This is a genomic window from Promicromonospora sp. NPDC023805 (assembly GCF_040639635.1).
In the GTDB taxonomy this organism is placed as follows: domain Bacteria; phylum Actinomycetota; class Actinomycetes; order Actinomycetales; family Cellulomonadaceae; genus Promicromonospora.
The window spans coordinates 413782-434713 of the sequence record NZ_JBFAAH010000001.1 but is presented as its reverse complement, the minus strand read 5'-3'; the positions used below and the strand labels follow the sequence as shown (position 1 = coordinate 434713).

Below are 20932 nucleotides of genomic sequence, written 5' to 3'. Positions count from 1 at the left end.
GTCAGTTCTCCTCGTCCGTGTGGCCGGAGTAGTCGGCGTGGTGGGGGTTCTCCCAGATGACGCTGCCGCCCTGGCCCAGACCCACGCACATGGCGGTGAGGCCGTACCGGACCTCGGGGTGCTGCTCGAACTGGCGGGCGAGCTGCGTCATCAGGCGGACGCCGGAGCTGGCCAGGGGGTGGCCCATGGCGAGGGCGCCGCCGTACTGGTTGACGCGGGCGTCGTCGTCGGCGATGCCGTAGTGGTCCAGGAAGGACAGCACCTGCACCGCGAACGCCTCGTTGAGCTCGAACAGGCCGATGTCGTCGATCGTCAGGCCCGCCGACCTCAGGGCCTTGTCGGTCGAGGGCACCGGGCCGTAGCCCATGATCTCCGGCGGCACGCCGGCGTAGCCGTACGACACCAGGCGCATCTTCGCGGGCAGGCCCAGCTCGGCGGCGACGTCGCCCGAGGCGAGGATGGCGGCGGTCGCGCCGTCCGTCAGCGGGGACGACGTCGCGGGGGTGACCCGGCCGCCCGCGCGGAACGGCGTCTTGAGGCCCTGGATGGACTCGAAGGTCGTCTCGGAGCGGGGCAGCTCGTCGGTGGTGGCCAGGCCCCAGCCCTGCTGGGTGGAGCGGACCACCACCGGCACCAGGTCGGGGTCGATGTTGCCGTTGGCCAGGGCCTTGGCGTACTTGGCCTGCGACTCGACGGCGAACCGGTCGGCGCGCTCCTTGGTCAGCTGCGGGAACTTGTCGTGCAGGTTCTCCGCGGTGACGCCCATGTTCAGGGACTGCGGGTCCACGAGCTTCTCGGCCACGAACCGGGGGTTGACGTCGGCGTCGAAGCCCATCGGGTGGCGGCCCATGTGCTCGACGCCGCCCGCGATGACGACGTCGGCGGCGCCCATGGCGATGCCGGCTGCCGTGGTGGTGGTGGCGGTCATCGCACCGGCGCACATGCGGTCGATGGCGTAGCCCGGCACGGACTGGGGGAGACCGGCGAGCATGCCTACCGTGCGGCCGAGCGTGAGCCCCTGGTCACCCTGCTGGGTGGTAGCGGCGATGGCTACCTCGTCGATCCGCTCCGGGGGGAGCTCGGGGTGGCGCCGCAGCAGCTCGCGCACCACCTTCACGATCAGGTCGTCGGCACGCGTCTCTGCGTAGATGCCGTCGGGCTTGGCCTTGCCGAAGGGCGTGCGGGCACCGTCGACAAAGACGACGTCGCGTACGACGCGGCGAGCACGCGGTGTTTCCGGGGCTGCGGTCATCAGCAGAACTCCTGGGGGTTTTCGGGACGGCGACGTCCGGTGAGCGACGCCGCTGGATCGAGATACACGCTACCGCGAGTACCGGTAAAAAGCACGTAAGAAGTGAGACCGGGTCCTGGCCGTAATGAAACCGAGTCTCGCGTCCTGACCGACGGTAGCCGGTACAGGCCCACAACGTCTTCGAGGCCTAAGTTTCTTCGCTCTGAGCTGCGTCAGAGCGAAGAAACTTAGGCCTCGAAGAGGAGCGCCAGGCCGGGGGCCGGACCCAGTGGGGTCAGCCGTTGCCGCGGAGCTTGCGCACGACCCTCTTGGCTGTCGGCAGGGCGTTGTTCCAGGTGGTGTACCAGCGCGAGAACGCGACGTCGATCGACCCGACCAGCTCGTCGGTGTGCTGGGCGAAGCTCTTCTTGAAGTCGCTGACGCCGTCGTTGAGCAGGCCGTTCATGTCGTACCGGACGAGGCCCGCCTGCCGGGCGAGCTCGATCGCGTGCCACTTGACCGGCGCGTTGGCGCGCGCCTTGCGGCCGATGTCGTTGATGCCGCCGTACAGCTCGAACGACGTCGACGCGGACGCGACGCACCACACGAAGGCGCACGGGACGCCGTCGGCGAACGCGGCGACGAGGACGGAGTGCTCGCCCAGCTTGTTGTGGATATCGAGGTAGTACTTGTCGGCGTGGAGCGCGAAGCCCGCCCGTTCGGCCGTCTCCTTGTAGACGGTGAGCACGGCACGCACCTCGTCCTCTGTGACGACGCGCCGGACCTCGATGCCGCGCCCGCCCTTGCGGACGTCGGAGCGCGTGGTGCGGCTCATCGCGGCCTGCAGCTCGTCCGGCTGCTGGGTGAGGTCGAGGATCAGCGTGCTCGGGATCAGGATGTGGTTCGCCGCGTGCCGCCGTCCCGCCAGGTCCAGCTGCGTACCCGCCGGCCAGTCCGGCTCGATGGTGATGCCGACGCCGCCCACGTTCTCGCGCGCCCACTCCACCACCGTGTTGGTCACGGCGTTGCGCGTCGCGGAGTCGCCGACGCCGAACACTGCCTGCGCCGTCTCGCCGTCGTGGTGCGCCACGACCGGCCCGCGCGGCACGTACGAGAGCGCCTTGAACTGGGCGGGCAAGGGCCGTACGAGCAGCTGTGCCAGACCGACGGTGGTGCCGTCCTCGGTCACGCGCAGCCGGTGCGCGCGCCAGCTCCCGGCCGCCTTCACCTCGCCCCATCCCCACAGCTGGAGCGGGTGTCCGCCCAGCGCTAGGACCTCGCGGTCCCAGGTCGAAGGTTCGGTGACGACGTCGACGGCGAGCGTGATGGGCTCCGACAGGGCTGGCATGGGGACGACTCTACTGGGGCGGAAGTGACGCTTTCACATCCGGTTCGCGCGCCGCGTCGGCGAACGTGCGCTCCAGGGCGCCCGCCAGCAGCCGCAGCTGCCACTCGCGCGCCCCCCGGCCGCGCAGGAACTCGGCGATGCCCGCGGCGTCGGCGGGGACCGGTGGCGTCCAGCACAGGCGGCGCAGGGCATCGGGCTGCAGCAGGTTCTCGACCGGGACGTTCAGCTCTTCGGACAACGCGGTCATGAGCTCGCGCGCCGCCGCGAGACGGCGGGCGGCGGTGGTGTCCCGGTCACCCCAGGTGCGCGGCGGCGGCGGACCGTCGGAACGCGGCCCGCGCACCGAGGGCAGCTCCGCGTCGGGCAGGGCGCGCGCGTCGTCGATCGCCTTCTGCCAGTACGCGGCCCGGCGCTTGGTGCCCTTGCCCGCGAACTCCGGCAGGGCCACGAGCTGGCCGGCGGTCTTCGGCATCGCCTTCGCCGCCGCGACGATCGCCCGGTCGGGCAGGACCCGGCCCGGCGAGATGTCGCGCGACTGGGCGCTCGCGTCCCGCGCGATCCACATCGCCCGGACGGCGGCGACCTGGCGCGGGTTGCGCAGCACGTGCATGCCGGACGTGCGGCGCCACGGATCGACCCGCGGCGGCGGCGGGGGAGCGGTGCGCACCGCCTCGAACTCCTGCGCCGCCCACTCGGTCTTGCCCGCGGCCTCGAGCCGTTCGGCGAGGCGGTCGCGCAGCTCGACGAGCACCTCGACGTCGAGGGCGGCGTACCGCAGCCAGTCCTCCGGCAGGGGGCGCGTGGACCAGTCGACCGCCGAGTGCTCCTTGGCCAGCCCGAGGCCCAGCACCTCCGCGACGACGGCGGCGAGCCCCACGCGCTCCATGCCGAGCAGGCGGGCGGCGAGCTCGGTGTCGAAGACGCGCGCGGGGCGCAGCCCGTGCTCGGCGAACCCTGGCAGGTCCTGCGAGGCGGCGTGCAGGACGAACTCGGCGTCGCCGACGGCTTCGCCGAGCGGCGAGAGGTCGGGGACGCCGACCGGGTCGATCAGCGCGGTGCCCGCACCCTCCCGCCGTACCTGGACGAGGTAGGTGGCCTGGCCGTACCGGTACCCGGAGGCGCGCTCGGCGTCGGCCGCTACCGGCCCGGAGCCCGCGGCGAACGCCTCGACGACCCGTGCGAAAGCGCCCTGTGTGGCCACGACGTCCGGTAGCCCGTCGGCGGGCTCGGTCAGTGGGGTGACAGGTGCGGGCACGGGCGTCGATGTCTCCGCAGGGAGTCCTCGCTCCGTGGTGGTCATGGACCTACCGTATGGCGTTGCTTCGATCGGTCGGTAAACCGCCTGGTGAGCGCCGCGACCCCTTCGGGCAACGGAGGCACCCCCGCTGCCATGGTGAGCAGCGTCGCCCACGCGCTCAGATGGGTGCCGAGCCGGGTGTCGAGCGGCGTCCACGACGCGCGGATCTCGAGGTCCACCGCCTCGGGAGTGCCCTCCAGCGCGCCGTAGCTCTGCGACAGCACGCGGGTGACCGTGCCGCCTTCGGCCACGGTGTCCGTGCCGCGGACGAGCCCGGCGGACTCGAGGGCCTCGCCCACCCAGGACCAGGCGACGTCGGCGAGCATGGGGTCGGCGGCCATCTCGTGCTCGAGCGTGGCCCGGACCAGGGTCACCACCCGGAACGTGCCGTGCCAGGCCTCCTGGCCCGCCGGGTCGTGCAGCACGACGAAGCGGCCGGTGGCCAGCGGTTCCTCTGCGTGGTCATGTGAGTAGTCATGGTCGTCGGAACGGTCCCGGCCGGCCGGTCCCGGCGGGGCGCCGGGCAGCACGTCGCCCGAGAGCGCGACGCTGAACGGGGCCACCCGGCGCGGGGCCGGGATCTCCGTGAGGCGCACCTCTGAGCGCAAGGCCTGACGCCGCAGGTCGGCGAGAGCCGCTGCGAAGTCGACGGGGACGCCGGTGGGCGGGCCGCTGGTCACCACTTCACGGTACGTCCGTACCGCATTCTCCACGCGGAGGCGCGCGGCGGTCGCCGGAACGTGATCTGCCCGCCCGGCGGACGGCGCGGCGCTACCGGGACCCCGGCCCACTAGGCTGGACGCGGGTCACGGCACGCCTCGCGCGTACGCCGGCCCGTACCCAATTCTTAAGGAGCAAGAACGTGTCAGGCACAGCACAGATCGGCGTCACCGGGCTGGCGGTGATGGGTCGCAACCTCGCGCGGAACTTCGCACGTCACGGCTACACGGTGGCGGTCCACAACCGCTCGTACGCCAAGACCGAGTCCCTGGTGGCGGAGCACGGCAGCGACGGCGAGTTCGTGCCGAGCGAGACGATCGCCGACTTCGTCGCGTCGCTCGAGCGCCCGCGCAAGGTAGTCATCATGGTCAAGGCAGGCGGTCCAACGGACGCCGTCATCGACGAGCTGGTGCCCCTCCTGGAGGAGGGCGACATAGTGGTCGACGCCGGCAACGCGCACTTCCCGGACACGATCCGGCGCGAGGCGGCCCTCAAGGAGCACGGCCTGCACTTCGTGGGTACCGGTGTGTCCGGCGGCGAGGAGGGCGCGCTGAACGGCCCGTCCATCATGCCGGGCGGCACGCCCGAGTCGTACGCGTCGCTCGGCCCCATCCTGGAGGACATCTCCGCGAAGGTGGACGGCGTTCCCTGCTGCACCTACGTGGGCTCCGACGGCGCGGGCCACTTCGTCAAGATGGTGCACAACGGCATCGAGTACGCCGACATGCAGCTCATCGCCGAGGCGTACGACCTGCTGCGCCAGGGGCTGGGTGCAACGGCGGCCGAGATCGGCCAGATCTTCGCGCAGTGGAACACGGGCGACCTGGAGTCGTTCCTCATCGAGATCACCGCCGACGTCCTGCAGCACGTGGACGCCGAGACCGGCCAGGCGTTCGTCGACATCGTCCTGGACCAGGCCGAGCAGAAGGGCACCGGCCGCTGGACCGTGCAGAACGGCCTGGACCTGGGCGTTCCCATCACCGGCATCGCCGAGGCCACCTTCGCCCGCGCCCTGTCGGGCTCCGTGCCGCAGCGCACCGCCGGCCTCGCGGCGCTCCCCGCGCACACGCAGGAATGGGAGGTCAAGGACCGGGACGCCTTCATCGAGGACGTCCGCCAGGCCCTGTTCGCCTCCAAGGTCGTCGCCTACTCGCAGGGCTTCGACCAGATCGCGGCGGCCGCCGCCGAGTACGACTGGGCGATCGACCGCGGCGCCATGGCCCGCATCTGGCGTGGCGGCTGCATCATCCGCGCGCGGTTCCTCAACCGGATCACCGAGGCCTACGAGCGGGACGCGGACCTGCCGCTGCTGCTCGCCGACCCGTACTTCACCGACGCCGTCGCGAGCGGGCTGCCCGCCTGGCGCCGCGTCGTGGCCGGTGCGGCACAGAACGGCGTGCCGACGCCCGCCTTCTCCTCCTCGCTCGCGTACTACGACGGCGTCCGCGCCGAGCGGCTGCCCGCAGCTCTCGTGCAGGCGCAGCGCGACTTCTTCGGCGCGCACACCTACAAGCGGGTCGACCGCGAGGGAACGTTCCACACCGAGTGGTCCGGCGACCGCACGGAGGCTGAGGCGTGAGGGGTTTCCCCGCGGACAAGGGGCTCGTAGGCGGCGGCGGGGAGGTGCCCGTCCCTGACCTGCTGGTGGTGGGGATCGGCGGCGACGTCGGCATGTACGCCCTCGCGCGCGCTTTCCACGAGCAGTACGGCACCCACTCCGTGGTGCTGTCGAAGGTCGCCACCCGTGCCATGCAGGACTCGGCGATCATCGAGAACGTGGTGGTGCCGGGCATCGACGAGGTGGACGTGCTGCTCTCGACCCTCGAGGGCCTGGCGCAGCAGCACCGCGACAAGGTGCTGATCCTGCTGACCAACGCGGACTGGCACGTGCGCACGCTCATCGTGCACCGGGAACGGCTGGAGGCCGCCGGCTACGTGCTGGCCTACCCCTCGCTGCCGGTCCTGGAGCAGGTGAGCAGCAAGGAGGGCTTCGCGCTGGTGTGCGACCAGCTCGGCATCCCGACGCCGCGCACGGTGGCGGTCGACGTCGCCAAGCTCGTGGCCGACGGCGGGAGCGCCGCGGTGCCCGGTCTCGAGGTCGACCTGCAGTACCCCGTGGTGGGCAAGCCGTCCAACAGTGCCGAGTGGTACTACGTGGACTTCCCCGGCAAGAAGAAGATCCACCACATCGACTCCCGCGCGGAGCTCGACGTGATCCTGGGCCACCTCGCCGACGCGAAGTTCCCCGGCACGTTCCTGGTGCAGGAGTTCATCCCGGGCGACGAGACGCAGATGCGGTCGCTGACCGCCTACCGCGACACGTCGGGCGCCGTGACGCTCCTGGCGACCGGCCGGGTGCTCCTGGAGGAGCACACGCCCGGCACGCTGGGTATCCCGGCCGCCATCCTGGTCGAGGCGTACGACGACGCCATGGAAGCGGCCACCCGGTTCCTGGACGCGACGAGCTACGTGGGGTTCGCGAACTTCGACTACAAGCTGGACCCGCGCACGGGGCAGCACGTGTACTTCGAGGTGAACCCCCGCATCGGGCGGAACAACTACTACGTCACCGCGGGCGGGGCCAACGTGGCCCGGGTGCTCGTGGAGGACTGGGTGCTGCACCGGCCGATCCGCCCCGTGCGGGCAGTGCGCGACGTGCTGTACACGGTGGTGCCGTTCGGCCTGCTGTCCAAGTACGTGCTCGACCCGGAGCTCAAGACCCGGATCAAGGCGCTCAAGGCCAGCGGCGACGTGATCAACCCCCTGAAGTACGACCGTGACTCCGGCCTCAAGCGCCGGCTCATCGTCGAGGCGATCACGCAGAACTACCGCCGCAAGTACGCGCAGTACTACCCGGAGCCGACGGCGACGGGGTACTGACCCGCTCCCGCGGCGGTCGCACGACATGTCAGAAGCCCAGGTCACTTCGGTGACCTGGGCTTCTGACATGCGGGCACTTCTGCCCGAAGTTCAGCCTTGCGCACTGTGTGGCTGATCGGGACACTGTGTGCGCACTTGCCGGATATTTCTGGCATGAATCGTGAGAGAGGTTTCACCCCGATGTCGTTCATCGAGTCGATCCGCACCGTGCTGTCGAAGTACGCGGTGTTCAACGGGCGCGCCCGGCGCTCCGAGTACTGGTGGTACACCCTGGCCGTGACGATCGTGTCCGCGATCCTCGCCGCGGTGCTGGTCGCACCGGGCTACGCGGCCTTCATGACGGCCACCATGGAGTGGTCCGCGGCCGGTGACCCGGCGGCGCCCATGCCTGCGATGCCTGGCTCTCTGATCGCGGGCTACCTGATCATGTCGCTCGTCAACCTCGCCCTGCTGCTGCCGGGCCTCGGCGTCACCGTGCGTCGCCTGCACGACACGGGCCGTTCCGGGTTCTGGATCTTCTTCGCCCTGGTGCCGATCGTCGGCCCGATCATGCTGATCGTGTGGGAGGCGACCGCAGGTACCCCGGGCCCGAACCAGTACGGCCCGGACCCCAAGGCCGTGGCGCAGCCCGCCGCCGCCTGACACCGTCGCCTGAACTAGTCTGAACTGGTGAACAGCACCCGTCCCGTCCTCGTCGTCGGGGCGAGCGGATTCGTCGGCAGCCGGGTCGCACGCGGCCTGGCTGCCGACGGCCGCGCGGTGCTCGCCGTGGCGCGCCACGCGCTGCCCGAGCGGGTCACCGTCCAGCCCAGCGTGATCCCCGTGCTCGGCGCGGACGCGGCCGCCCAGGCGGACGCCGTCCGCGAGGCCTGCGCCCGGGCCGGCGTCCTGCTGCCCGGCGCGGTGGTCGCCTCCATCGGCGGCTGGCAGAAGGGTCCGGACCTGCTCGACCTGGACCCGGCCGAGTGGTCCGCCACCCTGGCGTCCCACCTCACGGCGCACCTCGACGCCGCACGTGCGCTCGCGCCGCTGCTCGGACCGGGCGACCCGTACGTGGTGCTCAACGGCGCGGCCTCCCGCGAGGCCATGGGCGGGTCCGGCGCCGTCAGCGTCACCGGCGCCGGTCTCGCGATGCTCGTCCAGGTGCTGCGCCTGGAGGCCCGGCCGGACGGCTCCGTGCCGCCCGTGCGCTTCCACGAGCTTGTCATCGACCACGCCGTCGCCGGCGACGACCGCAACGAGGACCCGGCCCAGACCAGGGCCCCCGCCCAGGTGGTGCGGGCCCTCGGTGAGCTGCTGGACGACCCCGGCGCACCCGCCGTCCTGCACGTGTGACGTTGCTCTCGCGGCACGCCCCACGTGCCGCGACGCCGGTAATCTCTTGCTTCGTGACAACCACCGCCACCGTCAGCAGCCAGACCGCGACGACCGCCCTGTGCGCCGTCCGACCGCAGGTCCCTGTCGACAGGCTCGTCACCGATCTCGTGCCGCCGCGGCACTTCGCGAACGCCCGCTTCGCGACCTACCGCGCCAACCCGGCGCACCCCAGCCAGGGCCGCGCGCTCGCCCGGCTCCAGGAGATCGCCGCGGAGATCACCGCCCCCAGGCGCGGCCTGTTCACCCGCCGCAAGGCGGTGGCGCCTGCGGTCTACCTCGACGGCGGCTTCGGCGTCGGCAAGACCCACCTGCTCACCTCGCTCGCGCACGCCGTCGGCGAGGCGCTCGGCGCCGACAAGGCCGCCTACGGCACCTTCGTCGAGTACACCAACCTCGTCGGGGCGCTCGGGTTCCTCCCCACCGTCGACGCCCTGGCGACCAAGAAGCTGGTCTGCATCGACGAGTTCGAGCTCGACGACGCCGGCGACACCACCATCATGTCCCGCCTCATGCGGGAGCTCGCGGACCGGGGCGTGGCGCTCGCCGCGACGTCGAACACGCTGCCCGACGCGCTCGGCGAGGGCCGGTTCGCCGCCCAGGACTTCCAGCGCGAGATCAAGGCGCTGTCCGACCGCTTCGAGACCCTGCGGGTCGACGGCGAGGACTACCGCCACCGCGAGGTCGTCACCGACTCCGAGCCGCTGACCGAGGCAGAGGTCGTCGCCGCGGCGGACCGGCCGGGCCGCACGCTCGACGCGTTCGACGACCTGCTGGCGCACCTCGCGACCGTGCACCCCAGCCGGTACGGCGCGCTGCTCGACGGCGTCTCCGTCGTCGCGCTGACCGGTGTGCACCCCGTGACGGCGCAGGAGGTGGCGCTGCGCCTCGTGGTGCTCGTGGACCGCCTCTACGACCGGGACGTGCCGGTGCTGCTCGGCGGGTCGGCGGACACCCGCGGCCTGTTCACCGAGGAGATGCTCGCCGGCGGGTACCGCAAGAAGTACTACCGGGCGCTGTCCCGGCTGGGCGCGCTGGCCGAAGAGGGCCGCAAGCTCCTCTGACGCCTCGCTGTTCCGCTGAACTGTTCCGCCGAGCGGCTATTCCGCCGCGCGCAGCCGGCGGCCCGCGCGCAGCACGGTCGCCCGGGCCAGCTCGTCGAGGGAGTCCACGAGCACGACGCCCGGCAGGAGGTGCGCCGGGGTCGCCTCCGCCGCGACCGACAGCTCGGTGCACCCCAGCACGATCACGCCGGCCCCACGGCGGCGCAGGTCGGTGATGACGCCTTCCAGGGCCGTCAGGTCACCGCCGCGGCCCGCCTTGATGCCGTCGTAGACCAGCGACGTCACGGCCGCCTGGCCCGCGACGTCCGGTACCAGGGTCTTGATGCCGCGCGCGCCGAAGGCGTCGGCGTAGACGCCCGACGCGATGGTCCCCTCCGTCGCGAGGAGGCCGACGGCCTCCGGCCGCGGCCCGCTGAACCGGCCGGTCCACGTATCGCGCGCCAGCACCGCTGACACCGTCACGTCCACCGCTGACAGCAGCGGGACCGGCGTCGCCGCGGTGATCGCGTCGGCGAACGCGTGCGCCGTGTTGCACGGCAGCACGAGGAAGCCCGCCCCCGCACCGGTGAGCCGCCGCGCGTCGGCGGCGAGCACCGGCCCGGGATCGTCGGGCGACCGCCCCAGCACGAACGCCGTCCGGTCCGGGACGGTCGCGTGCTGCAGCACCATCATGTCCACGTGGTCCTGGTCGCGTGCAGCGGAGGTCAGCCGGACCACGCGCTCCATGAACAGGATCGTCGCGAGCGGCCCGACCCCGCCCAGCACACCGACGAAGCCGGCGAAGCCGCCGTCCCGCCCCGCTCCTGGGTCCATGCCTGTGTCTGTGTCCATGCCCGTATATGTGTCGAGGTAGCCCGCGCCCAGCACGCCGACGTCAGGCAACGTCCTGCTCCGCCGACGGGTACGCGTCCCCGAACCCGGGCTGCGCGGACGCCGCACCCGGCTCCTGCAGCGGGTGGTGCTGCGCGAACTTGCGCACCTGGTTCAGCTCGGCGAGGCGTACCCAGGCGTCGCGGCGCGGCGACAGGTCGCGCCGGTACTTGAGCGGGTGCACCACGCGGGCGCGGCGCACCGCGGCGCGCAGCGCGTCGTCCTGCACGTACCTGTCCAGGAGGAAGGCCGGGACTATCCGGTACAGCACCTCGAGCGGCTCCGCGACGTCCGGCCACTGCTCTCCGAGGTGGTCCGCCACCCAGTAGGCGGCAGTGTTCAGCCCGCTCGCCGTCAGGTAGTAGTTGGACCGCCCGGTGCGCGGGTTCAGCTCCAGGAAGTGCCCGACGCCGGTACGCGGGTCCACCTTCACGTCGAAGTTCGCGAACCCCGTCCAGCCCAGGTGCTCGACGAGCCGGCGGGCGTCCGCCTCGACCTGCGGGAGCCGCCCGGTGAGGATCGCGGCGGGGTTCCCGAGCGTCCCCGGCGTGTGCTCCTCGAGCAGCACGTGACCACCCCAGGCCATGCGCACCGCGCCCGCGCGGTCGGAGTAGGTGGTCATGATCCGCATCTGCGAGTCGTCGCCGGGTATGTACTCCTGGACGATCATGGGGCGCCGGTAGCCCGCGTCCCCGGCCGCCTGCAGCAGCGCGGCCAGCTCGGCGCGGTCCTGCACCAGGTGCACCTTGGCCTTGCCGGGGAACGACACGTGGTGCCACGCGGCGTTGTCGCCGGGCTTGGCGATCACCGGGAAGCGCAGGTCGAGCTTGCCGACCGGTTCCCCGCCGGCCCGCACCTCCGTGCGCGGGTGCGGGATCCCGAGCTCGTGGCAGAGCGTGGAGAACCGCTGCTTGTCCATCACGTGGTCGAGCAGCGCGACCGACGGGTAGGGGACCAGCGCCACGTCCTCCAGGAGCGCGCGGTGCTGCGCGAGTGCCTGCACGTACCAGTCCACGCAGGTGAGCGCGATGACCGGCCCGTCGACCGTGGCGGCGACCCGGCGGATCAGCTCGACCATGACGGCGGGGTCGTCGAGGTGCGGTTCGACGACGTTGTCGATGATGCCGGAGTGCGCGACGTTGGGCGTCGGGCGGATGGACACGACTGTCGACCTGACGCCGTAGCGCTCGTGAAAGGCGCGAGCGAGGCTGTAGGCGCCGGCGTCGCCACCGAGGATGACAGGGTGTACCGCTGCGTTGGTCCTCATGTTGCTTAAGAACGGGCGGCGCCCCGAGAAGGTTGTGGCCCGGAGCGGGTGAACCGCAGGTCAGCCGACCGCGAGGCGGGCCTTCTCGGTCTCGACGTCGAAGTCGGCGGGCGGCCAGCCCAGGTCCAGCGACCGCAGGGCGCCCGTCAGCAGCTCGGTGACCGCGAGGCGCGCGTACCACTTCCGGTCCGCCGGCACGACGTACCAGGGCGCCACCTCGGTGGACGTACGGTCCAGCAGCTCCTGGTAGGCCGCCAGGTACTCCGGGAGCTTGGCGCGGACGTCGATGTCCCCGGGGTTGTACTTCCAGTGCTTGTCGGGCCGTTCGAGCCGCTCGGCCAGGCGCTCCTTCTGCTCGTCCGCCGACACGATGAGGGCCACCTTCACGATCAGGGTGCCCGACGCCGCCACCTCCGCCTCGAACTCGTTGAGCTCCCGGAAGTGCGTGCGCCAGGTCTCCTCCGGTTCGAGGCGGTTGACCCGCACCACCAGCACCTGCTCGTGGTGCGACCGGTCGAAGACCCCGAGATGACCGGGACGGGGGAGCGCGTTGCGGACCCGCCAGAGGTAGCCGTGCTGCTGCTCCTCCTCCGTCGGGACGCCGAACCCCCTGTGCTGCACGCCCTGCGGGTCCACCATGCCCACGACGTGACGCACGATCCCGCCCTTGCCCGCGGTGTCGAGGCCCTGCAGGATCAGCAGCACCGACCGGTCGCCGCCGGTGCGGCCGTGCGCGAAGAGGCGTTCCTGGAGCTCGGCCAGCTCCGGCCCGCGCGCCGCCATCAGCTTTTCGCCGTCCGCCTTCTTGCCGGACCAGCCGGGCGTGGCCGACTGGTCCAGGGCGCTCAGATCGGTGCCGTGCACCCAGCGCAGGGCGTCGTCCGCGGAGGTCTTCCACAGCTTCTCGGGCTTCTTCGCCATCGGTGGTGCCTCCTTCGCGGGACCGGCAGACGCCGGTGCCAGGATCTCAGGCTCGCAGGTCAGCTCTCCGCACGCAGCACGGCGGTCATCCGGGGCGGCACCGTGAGGGTGTCGCCGACCAGACGCGTGGCACCCGGCTCCCAGGCTGCCGCGAGCTTGAACGACCCGGGGAGCGGCGCCTTGCCCGCCCCCTCGGCGGGCCGCAGCAGGCTCCCCAGGCGCAGCGCGGCGAGGCCGTGGCCGGTGTTGAGCACGAACGCCAGGCTGCCGCGCAGCACCGCGATGACCGACCGGTCCGCGGTGGAGCGGATCTCCAGCGGCAGGTCCAGCTCCTCGCTGATGTCGTGCCGGATGGAGATCAGGTCGCGCGCCCAGCGCACCAGGCGCCGCTCGTTCTCGTTGCGCGGGACCACCGGTGCGTGCACGGTGTCGAGCACCAGCGGGTTGCCCGCGAGGATCACGGTGGCGAGCACGCTGGAGCGGATGTCGACGTCGTCCACCCCGAGGAGTGCCGTGGCGGGGCTCTCCTCGCCCGCCCACGGGACGGTGAGCTGCGCGGCGGGCAGCCGGGTGATGTCCTCGACCACGCTCGCGCCGGCCCGGACCCGGGTGCGCCGCCCGCTGTTCTGGCTGTTCTGGCGGGTCGCGCGGCGCACCGACGGGTGCACCAGGTCGGCGAGCATCTGCAGCGCCTGGATGTCCTCGGTCTTGCCCGGCCCGGACAGGATGCGCAGCAGGATGGTGGTCAGCCGGTCGCTCCGGCCGGGGCCGTCCACGAGCAGGCTGAAGCGCCGGTCGAGCTGTTCGCCCATCCCGACGACGTAGTCCGCGAGCTCACCCAGGAACGGGGTGGCGGAGCGGTCGACGAGGGCGTCGACGTCGAGCACCAGGCCGTCCACGTGGTACTCGCGCAGCCAGTGCCTCGCGTCGTCGACGAGGAAGTCGCGCGGCCCGCGGCTGCCGCTGCCGTCGAGGTTGATGCGGTCGCCCACGAAGTCGGTGCGGACCGTCGGCGCGGACGGGACCTTGCCCGCCCGCGTGCCGATGCTCGGCACCTGTCCCGTGCGGAGCTGGATCGGCCCCGTACGCGGCCGGTCCAGTGGCACCTGGCCGGTGCGGGGGCGCATCGCCTGCAGGGCGTGCTCGCCGGCGTCGCCGACGTCGGACCGCGGCGGCCGCGGCCGGCCGGCGCCGCTCAGGTACGGGCCGTAGGCCTCCAGCCCGAGCTCTTCCGCGACCGCCCAGCGGTAGGGGATGTCCAGCACGACGGCGAGGCCGACGGCGTGCGCGGCGTCGATGAAGCGCTGCAGTGCACGCGGGCCGCCGTACGGCTCGTGCACCGAGTACAGGCGCACGCCGCGCGTCGGCCCGACGGCGGGGTCGAACGCGGCGACCGGCGCCAGCTCGACGCCTTGCGCCCCGAGCTCGGCGACGGTGGGCAGCAGGGCCGCGGCGGCGTCGAGCGTGCCCTCGGGGGTGAACGTCTCGATGTCCACGTGCATGAGGACGCTCGTGGAGAGGTCGGGCGGCGACCACGAGCCGTCGGTCCACTCGAACGCCGGGTCGAAGACCCTGGTGGGCCCGTGGATGCCCTGCGGCAGCCACACGCTCCGCGGGTCCGGCAGCAGCGGGCCGCCGTCGACCGAGTAGCCGTAGTCGGTGCCGTGCCCGAGCACGCTGTCGGCGCCCCAGTACCCGGGCTCGCCGGCGCCGACGAGGCGCAGCGGCATGTGCTCCGGCTCGTCCTGCGGGTCGTAGGGCACGAGCACCTCGATGACACGCGCACGCGGGGCCCACACCACCGGCCTCGGCCCGGGAACGGGCATGTCAGGCCCTGGTCGGGGCGGTGGCGTGGTTCCCCCGGTTCCACTCCTCGGTCCGGTCACGGCCGACAGCCTAGCCCGGTGTTCCGCTTGGGCGGGTCAGCACCACGACGCTGCGTCCCGTCACGGTGAGCCCGGTGCCGGCGTCCAGCACCGTTCCGGGCTCGGCGCTGCCGTCGGTGTCGAGCACCACGGTCCAGGCCTTTCCGTAGTCACCAGGCGGCAGAGTGAAGTCCAGGGCCCCGGAGTGGGCGTTGAGCAGCAGCAGGAACGAGTCGTCGACCACCCGCTCGCCGCGCCCGCCGGTCTCGGAGATCGCGTCCCCGTTCAGGAACACCGCGACGGTCCTGGCGTACGACTGGTGCCAGTCCGTGTCGTCCATCCGCGCGCCCGTGAGGTCGAGCCACTCGACGTCCCCGAGCGCGTCAGTGCCGCTGCCGTCGAAGAACCGGCGGCGGTGCAGGATCGGGTGGTCGCGACGCAGCCGCACCGCCTTCCGGGCGAACTGCAGCAGCGCCGCGTCCTCGTCGTCGAGCTCCCAGTCCATCCAGGAGAGCTCGTTGTCCTGGCAGTAGACGTTGTTGTTGCCCCCCTGGGTGCGGCCGAGCTCGTCACCGTGCGCGATCATCGGCACGCCCTGGCTCAGCATGAGCGTGACCAGGAGGTTGCGGCGCTGCCGGGCGCGCAGCTCCTTGATCTCGGGGTCGTCGGTGGGGCCCTCGACGCCGCAGTTCCAGGACCGGTTGTGGCTCTCGCCGTCCTGGCTGTCCTCACCGTTGGCGTCGTTGTGCTTCTCGTTGTACGACGTGAGGTCGGCCAGCGTGAAGCCGTCGTGGGCAGTGACGAAGTTGATGGACGCGCTGGGCATGCGGCCGCTGTGCTCGTACAGGTCGCTCGACCCCGTCAGGCGGGAGGCGAACTCCGGCAGGGTCGCGGGCTCCCCCCGCCAGAAGTCGCGCACGGTGTCGCGGTAGCGGCCGTTCCACTCGGTCCACAGGGACGGGAACCCGCCCACCTGGTAGCCGCCGTCGCCCAGGTCCCACGGCTCGGCGATCAGCTTGACCTGGGAGATCACCGGATCCTGGTGCACGATGTCGAAGAACGCGCTCAGCCGGTCGACCTCGTGGAACTGGCGGGCCAGCGTGGCCGCCAGGTCGAAGCGGAACCCGTCGACGTGCATCTCCTCGACCCAGTAGCGCAGCGAGTCCATGATGAGCTGCAGCACGGCGGGGGAGCGCATGAGCAGCGAGTTCCCGGTGCCCGTGGTGTCGAAGTAGTGCGCCTCGTCGCCGTCGACCAGCCGGTAGTAGGCGGCGTTGTCGATCCCGCGGAAGCTCAGGGTCGGCCCCAGCTGGTTGCCCTCGGCGGTGTGGTTGTAGACGACGTCGAGCAGCACCTCGATGCCCGCCTGGTGCATCGCCTTGACCATGGACTTGAACTCCATGACCTGCCCGCCGCGCGTGTCGTAGGCCGCGAACCCGTTGTGCGGGGCGAAGAACCCGATCGTGTTGTAGCCCCAGTAGTTCGTCAGGCCCTTGGCCGCGAGCGACGGGTCGGTGACGAACTGGTGCACCGGCATCAGCTCGATCGCCGTGACGCCCAGCTTCGTCAGGTGCTCGATGACCGCGGGGTGGGCGAGGCCGGCATAGGTGCCGCGCAGCTCGTCAGGGACGTCGGGGTGGCGCATCGTGAGGCCCTTGACGTGCGCCTCGTAGATCACCGTCTCGTGGTACGGCGTGGCCGGCGGGCGGTCGTGGCCCCAGTCGAAGAACGGGTTGACCACCACGGAGACCATGGTGTGGCCCAGCGAGTCGGAGGGCTCCGGCGTGGTGCCCGTCGTGGTCTGCTCCACGTCGTCGAACGAGTACGAGAACAGCGACGGGTCGCCGTCGAGGTCGCCGTCCACCGCCTTGGCGTACGGGTCGAGCAGGAGCTTCGCCGGGTTGCACCGATGGCCCGACGCCGGGTCGTACGGCCCGTGCACGCGGTACCCGTACCGCGTCCCGGGGCCGACGCCGGGCAGGTAGACGTGCCACACGTGCGCATCGGTCTCGGTGACGGCGACGCGGGTCTCGGTGTCGTCGTCGGCCAGCAGGCACAGCTCCACCTGCTGGGCGACCGACGAGTAGAGCGCGAAGTTGGTACCCGTACCGTCGAACGTCGCGCCGAGGGGGTAGGGGCGCCCTGGCCAGGTCTGCATCCGACGATCATCACACCCCGGTGGGGCAGGTGGGGGGAGATCTGCGTGCTGGGCGTGCCGTCGCGGTGGAGGCTTGGCGAGGATCAGAAATACTGTGCCAAGCGGATATGCGGCCGGACCGATTTCTGCGAGAATGTGTTCATGATCACGGGGGAACCCCAGCCCGCCACCGAGCCCGCCGACTCAGGTCCGACCGATCTGGTCGACGAGTCGAACGCTTTCTACGCACGTATCGCGCCGCCGGCCGTCCGCCGCGCCGCAACCCGCCGGGGCCTGCTCGGCGGAGGAGACGCCTCCAAGGCGCCGCGCAACCTCGCCGACTGTGCCCTCGACCCGATCTCCGGATCCTCGAGCGGCGTGTCCTGGGACGACCCGGAGGAGCTCTGACGGGCGCTGCGGACTTGCTCTCTTTCGAGGTCTAGGTTTCTCCGCTCTGAAACGGTTCAGAGCGGAGAAACCTAGACCTCGAAAGAGAGTTCCCGTCAGCGGGGCAGCCGCTCCGGGCCCACGGGGATGAGGCGCGGCATACCCGCCGGCGCTACCTGGCTCAGGGCCAGGTAGCGCGCCTCTGCCCTGTGCAGGCGGATGTGCTCGTCGAGCGACCACTGCGGCCCGTTGGTCAGCGTCATGCCGCAGGAGCAGTCGATCTCCTCGCGGTCGCCGGCCAGATGCCGCACGAGACCCACGGTGACGTGGGAGGCGCGGGCATCTGCCTTGGCCCGGTGCATGGCAGCGCTGACGGGCGCGTGTTCGCTCACGCCCGCCAGACTAGCGCCCGCCAGATCAAGCGCTGAGTGCGTGATATTTGCCCTCCCGAGCGCTCCGAGAGGGCAGATATCCAGCACTCAACGGACGCGGTCGAGGGCCTGCAGGACGTCGTCCAGGAGGTCCGTCACGTCCTCCAGGCCTACCGACAGGCGGACGATCGACGGCGACACCTCGGCCTCCGTACCGCGTACGGACGCGTGCGTCATCTCGCTCGGGTAGTTGACCAGCGACTCGACGCCGCCGAGCGACTCGGCGAGCAGGAAGACCCCAGTCGACTCGGCGAACGTGCGCGCTGCGCGCTCCCCGCCCGCCAGCTCCAGCGAGATCATGCCGCCGAAGCGCGACATCTGGTGTGCGGCGGTCTTGTGACCCGGGTGGTCGGGCAGGCCGGGGTAGAGCACGCGGGCCACCGCGGGGTGCTCGACCAGGCGCTCCGCGAGCGTCTGGGCGGTCTCGGAGTGGCGCTGCATCCGCACGGAGAGGGTCTTGATGCCCCGCGTGGTCAGGAACGCGTCGAACGGGCTGGACACCGCGCCCGCGGCGAACTGCACGTAGCGCACCTGCTCGGCGAGCTCCTCGCCGCCGTTCGCCACGACCACCGCCCCGCCGACGACGTCGGAGTGCCCGCCGAGGTACTTGGTCGTGGAGTGCACCACGACGTCGGCGCCGAGGTCGAGCGGGCGCTGGAGGGCGGGCGACGCGAACGTGTTGTCGACGACCAGGAGCAGTCCCGCCTCCCGGGCCAAGCCGGCGAGTGCGGGGATGTCGCTGATCTTCATCAGCGGGTTCGACGGCGTCTCGACCCACAGCATCTTGGACTCGGGCCGGATCGCGGCGCGTACGGCGTCGAGGTCCGCGGTGTCCACCGTCGTGTGCTGCACGCCGGCCTTGCCGTGGATGGTGCGGACGAGCCGGTGCGTGCCGCCGTAGACGTCGTTCGGCACGAGCACGTGGTCCCCGGGCGCGAGCACGGCCCGCAGCAGCGCGTCCTCGGCGGCGAGGCCGGACGCGAACGAGATGCCCTGGGCGCCGCCCTCGATGGCCGCGAGCTGCTCCTCCAGCGAGGTCCGCGTCGGGTTGCCTCCGCGCGAGTACTCGTACCCGCCGCGCAGCCCGCCGATGCCGTCCTGCACGTAGGTGGAGGTGACGTGGATCGCCGGGATCGCGTCGCCGGTCGTCGGGTCGGGGTGCTGTCCCGCGTGGATCGCGAGGGTGTCAAAGCGGTTGGGTCGGACGTCGGTCATGGTGCTCTCTCTTCGAAGGTTCAGTGCTGGAGCTGATGAGCTGGTGCGGGGAGGGGCGGGCCCGAGCGGGCGGCGCGGTGGCTCAGACGGCGAGATAGTCGAGCAGGTCCGAGCGCGAAACCACGCCGAGCGCCTTGCCGCCGTCGGTCACGAGCAGGGCGCCGTCGGTCGCGAGCGCCGCGCGCAGCGCCCCGACGGGCTCGTTGACGCCGACGAGCGGCAGCGGCCTGCCGATGAGCCCGCCCACCTCGTCGGAGAGGTTGACCTTGCCGGCGAACACGCCGTCGAGCAGGTCGTCCTCGTGCACGGCACCGGCCACCTCGCCGAGCACCACCGGTGGTTCGGCGGCGAGCACGAGCAGCTGTGAGACGCCGGTGCGCGTCATCCGGTCGATGGCGTCCCGGACCGTGTCGGTGCGGTACACGAAGACCAGGGGCGGGGTGCGGTCCGCCTTCGCGGCCAGGACGTCGGCGACCGTGTGGTCCTCGATCGCTGGCGAGAACCCGTAGGACCGCATCCAGGTGTCGTCGAAGATCTTGGCGAGGTAGCCGCGGCCGCCGTCGGGCAGGAGGACCACCACCACGTCGTCCGGGCCGAGGTCGCGGGCGGCGCGCAGCGCGGCGACGACGGCCATGCCGCTGGACCCGCCCACCAGGATGCCCTCCTCGCGCGCCAGGCGCCGGGTCATCGCGAACGACTCGGCGTCGTCCACGGCGATGATCTCGTGGGGGACGGTGGGGTCGTAGGCGGTCGGCCAGAAGTCCTCGCCGACACCCTCGACCAGGTACGGGCGGCCGGTGCCGCCCGAGTACACGGAACCCTCGGGGTCGGCGCCGATGATGCGCACCGCGTCGTCGGACACCTCGCGCAGGTACCGGCCAGTGCCCGTGATGGTGCCGCCGGTGCCGACGCCCGCCACGAAGTGGGTGATCCGGCCCTCGGTGTCCCGCCAGATCTCGGGCCCGGTCGTCTCGTAGTGGGAGCGCGGGCCGTTCGGGTTGGAGTACTGGTCAGGCTTGAACGCGCCGGGGATCTCGCGGACCAGCCGGTCGCTCACCGAGTAGTACGACTCGGGGCTGTCCGGCGCGACCGCCGTCGGGGTCACGACGACCTCGGCGCCGTAGGCGGTGAGGACGTCGCGCTTGTCCTTGCCCACCTTGTCGGGCAGCACGAAGACGCACCGGTAGCCGCGCTGCTGGGCGACCAGCGCGAGGCCGACCCCGGTGTTGCCGGAGGTCGGCTCGACGATGGTGCCGCCGGGCCGGAGCTTGCCCTCCTGCTCGGCCGCCTCGATGATGCGGCCGGCGATGCGGTCCTTGGACGAGCCGCCGGGGTTGAGGTACTCGAGCTTGACGAGCACTGTCGCGCTGGTGACGCCCTCGGTCACCCGGTGGAGCCGGACGAGGGGCGTGTTGCCGACGAGGTCTATGACAGAGTTGGCGTACTGCACCTGTTCTCTTCCTGATTGCTGGGCACGTGTTGCTGGGCGCGCGACGATACACGCGGACGACGGATGGGTCCGGGGTCAGCGACAGCAACAGGTGAGCGGTGCAAGCACACAGTAACTGTAGGGGTACGAGCCGCTCAGTGCGAGTGCGCGATGCCCAGCTCGTGCATGCGTTCGTGCTCCTCGCGCTCCTTGATGCGCTGCGCGATGCGCTCCTGGACCTCCGCGCGGCGCAGCGGAGGCACCGTCTTGGGCGGCTGACGGCGTTCCGGCAGCGCGTCGAGCAGGCGCGTCACGATCTCCGTGATCTCCTGCGTGGCCTGCTCGACCGGCTCGCGTGTGGCGTCACTCACCTTGGTCACGCCCGTGACCTTGCGCACGAACTGCAGCGCGGCGGCGGTGATCTCGTCGTCGGTGGCGGGGGGCTCGAGCCCGCGTAGCGTCGTGATGTTTCGGCACATGCTCCGACCGTACGCCG

The 20932-nt window shown here is 71.7% G+C and carries 19 protein-coding genes; 6 read left to right on the top strand and 13 right to left on the bottom strand.

Annotated features, from left to right (window positions below):
* Position 1: 1 nt before the first annotated feature.
* The 4 genes from AB0F70_RS02005 to AB0F70_RS01990 form a co-directional block, all read right to left on the bottom strand.
* The gene (locus AB0F70_RS02005) at positions 2–1252 is read right to left on the bottom strand and encodes a thiolase family protein (RefSeq protein WP_357442937.1); all 1251 of its coding nucleotides are present in this window, start codon (positions 1250–1252) and stop codon (positions 2–4) included.
* A gap of 274 nt (positions 1253–1526) precedes the next feature.
* Positions 1527–2579, bottom strand: a complete 1053-nt coding sequence (locus AB0F70_RS02000) for a peptidoglycan bridge formation glycyltransferase FemA/FemB family protein (protein ID WP_357442935.1) — start codon at positions 2577–2579, stop codon at positions 1527–1529.
* A gap of 10 nt (positions 2580–2589) precedes the next feature.
* A complete protein-coding gene (locus AB0F70_RS01995) occupies positions 2590–3879 on the bottom strand; it encodes a ribonuclease D (RefSeq protein ID WP_357442933.1) in 1290 nt (429 codons plus the stop codon).
* Positions 3876–4556, bottom strand: coding sequence for a DUF3000 domain-containing protein (locus AB0F70_RS01990; protein ID WP_357442930.1), 681 nt, complete (start codon positions 4554–4556; stop codon positions 3876–3878). The genes AB0F70_RS01995 and AB0F70_RS01990 overlap by 4 nt, the downstream gene beginning before the upstream one ends.
* A 182-nt stretch (positions 4557–4738) precedes the next feature.
* Between AB0F70_RS01990 and gndA the strand changes: the two genes are divergently transcribed.
* The 5 genes from gndA (at position 4739) to zapE (ending at position 9914) form a co-directional block, all read left to right on the top strand.
* The gene (gene gndA / locus AB0F70_RS01985; RefSeq protein ID WP_357442927.1) at positions 4739–6175 is read left to right on the top strand and encodes an NADP-dependent phosphogluconate dehydrogenase; all 1437 of its coding nucleotides are present in this window, start codon (positions 4739–4741) and stop codon (positions 6173–6175) included.
* Positions 6172–7476, top strand: a complete 1305-nt coding sequence (locus AB0F70_RS01980; RefSeq protein ID WP_357442924.1) for a carboxylate--amine ligase — start codon at positions 6172–6174, stop codon at positions 7474–7476. Before gndA ends, AB0F70_RS01980 begins: the two co-directional genes overlap by 4 nt.
* A 153-nt stretch (positions 7477–7629) precedes the next feature.
* Entirely contained in the window at positions 7630–8118 is a 489-nt protein-coding gene (locus tag AB0F70_RS01975; protein WP_357442921.1) for a DUF805 domain-containing protein, read from the top strand.
* Between the two features lie 27 nt (positions 8119–8145).
* The gene (locus tag AB0F70_RS01970; RefSeq protein ID WP_357442918.1) at positions 8146–8811 is read left to right on the top strand and encodes an NAD-dependent epimerase/dehydratase family protein; all 666 of its coding nucleotides are present in this window, start codon (positions 8146–8148) and stop codon (positions 8809–8811) included.
* Positions 8812–8864: 53 nt separating this feature from the next.
* Positions 8865–9914 (top strand): cell division protein ZapE, encoded by a 1050-nt coding sequence (gene zapE, locus AB0F70_RS01965; RefSeq protein WP_357442916.1) that lies wholly within the window; start codon positions 8865–8867, stop codon positions 9912–9914.
* Positions 9915–9950: 36 nt separating this feature from the next.
* On the opposite strand, the gene AB0F70_RS01960 is transcribed toward zapE, so the two are convergent.
* From AB0F70_RS01960 to glgX, 5 genes are all read right to left on the bottom strand, one after another.
* Positions 9951–10796, bottom strand: coding sequence for an amino acid racemase (locus AB0F70_RS01960; RefSeq protein ID WP_357442914.1), 846 nt, complete (start codon positions 10794–10796; stop codon positions 9951–9953).
* Positions 10789–12051, bottom strand: a complete 1263-nt coding sequence (locus AB0F70_RS01955; RefSeq protein ID WP_357442911.1) for a carboxylate--amine ligase — start codon at positions 12049–12051, stop codon at positions 10789–10791. The genes AB0F70_RS01960 and AB0F70_RS01955 overlap by 8 nt, the downstream gene beginning before the upstream one ends.
* Before the next feature lie 60 nt (positions 12052–12111).
* The gene (locus AB0F70_RS01950; protein WP_357442908.1) at positions 12112–12972 is read right to left on the bottom strand and encodes a PPK2 family polyphosphate kinase; all 861 of its coding nucleotides are present in this window, start codon (positions 12970–12972) and stop codon (positions 12112–12114) included.
* A 59-nt stretch (positions 12973–13031) separates the two neighbouring features.
* Positions 13032–14798, bottom strand: coding sequence for a hypothetical protein (locus AB0F70_RS01945; RefSeq protein WP_357442905.1), 1767 nt, complete (start codon positions 14796–14798; stop codon positions 13032–13034).
* Between the two features lie 70 nt (positions 14799–14868).
* The gene (glgX, locus tag AB0F70_RS01940; protein WP_357442902.1) at positions 14869–16995 is read right to left on the bottom strand and encodes a glycogen debranching protein GlgX; all 2127 of its coding nucleotides are present in this window, start codon (positions 16993–16995) and stop codon (positions 14869–14871) included.
* Between the two features lie 141 nt (positions 16996–17136).
* Here glgX and AB0F70_RS01935 point away from each other — a divergent pair, with 141 nt between their 5' ends.
* Positions 17137–17382, top strand: a complete 246-nt coding sequence (locus tag AB0F70_RS01935; protein ID WP_133249715.1) for a hypothetical protein — start codon at positions 17137–17139, stop codon at positions 17380–17382.
* Positions 17383–17477: 95 nt separating this feature from the next.
* On the opposite strand, the gene AB0F70_RS01930 is transcribed toward AB0F70_RS01935, so the two are convergent.
* From AB0F70_RS01930 to AB0F70_RS01915, 4 genes are all read right to left on the bottom strand, one after another.
* Positions 17478–17723: a hypothetical protein gene (locus AB0F70_RS01930; RefSeq protein WP_357443585.1), complete on the bottom strand. Its 246-nt coding sequence runs from the start codon at positions 17721–17723 to the stop codon at positions 17478–17480.
* Positions 17724–17840: 117 nt separating this feature from the next.
* Complete coding sequence (locus AB0F70_RS01925) at positions 17841–19007, bottom strand: cystathionine gamma-synthase (RefSeq protein ID WP_357442899.1); 1167 nt, start codon at positions 19005–19007, stop codon at positions 17841–17843.
* Positions 19008–19089: 82 nt separating this feature from the next.
* Entirely contained in the window at positions 19090–20457 is a 1368-nt protein-coding gene (locus AB0F70_RS01920) for a cystathionine beta-synthase (RefSeq protein ID WP_357442896.1), read from the bottom strand.
* 134 nt (positions 20458–20591) lie between these two features.
* Positions 20592–20915 (bottom strand): DUF2277 domain-containing protein, encoded by a 324-nt coding sequence (locus tag AB0F70_RS01915; RefSeq protein ID WP_357442893.1) that lies wholly within the window; start codon positions 20913–20915, stop codon positions 20592–20594.
* Positions 20916–20932: the final 17 nt, after the last annotated feature.

Coding starts and splice junctions, on each gene's coding strand:
- AB0F70_RS02005 (WP_357442937.1), bottom strand. CDS start 1,252: ATGACCGCAGCCCCGGAAACACCGCGTGCTCGCCGCGTCGTACGCGAC.
- AB0F70_RS02000 (WP_357442935.1), bottom strand. CDS start 2,579: ATGCCAGCCCTGTCGGAGCCCATCACGCTCGCCGTCGACGTCGTCACC.
- AB0F70_RS01995 (WP_357442933.1), bottom strand. CDS start 3,879: ATGACCACCACGGAGCGAGGACTCCCTGCGGAGACATCGACGCCCGTG.
- AB0F70_RS01975 (WP_357442921.1), top strand. CDS start 7,630: ATGAATCGTGAGAGAGGTTTCACCCCGATGTCGTTCATCGAGTCGATC.
- AB0F70_RS01955 (WP_357442911.1), bottom strand. CDS start 12,051: ATGAGGACCAACGCAGCGGTACACCCTGTCATCCTCGGTGGCGACGCC.
- AB0F70_RS01950 (WP_357442908.1), bottom strand. CDS start 12,972: ATGGCGAAGAAGCCCGAGAAGCTGTGGAAGACCTCCGCGGACGACGCC.
- AB0F70_RS01945 (WP_357442905.1), bottom strand. CDS start 14,798: ATGCCCGTTCCCGGGCCGAGGCCGGTGGTGTGGGCCCCGCGTGCGCGT.
- glgX (WP_357442902.1), bottom strand. CDS start 16,995: ATGCAGACCTGGCCAGGGCGCCCCTACCCCCTCGGCGCGACGTTCGAC.
- AB0F70_RS01935 (WP_133249715.1), top strand. CDS start 17,137: ATGATCACGGGGGAACCCCAGCCCGCCACCGAGCCCGCCGACTCAGGT.
- AB0F70_RS01930 (WP_357443585.1), bottom strand. CDS start 17,723: ATGCACCGGGCCAAGGCAGATGCCCGCGCCTCCCACGTCACCGTGGGT.
- AB0F70_RS01925 (WP_357442899.1), bottom strand. CDS start 19,007: ATGACCGACGTCCGACCCAACCGCTTTGACACCCTCGCGATCCACGCG.
- AB0F70_RS01915 (WP_357442893.1), bottom strand. CDS start 20,915: ATGTGCCGAAACATCACGACGCTACGCGGGCTCGAGCCCCCCGCCACC.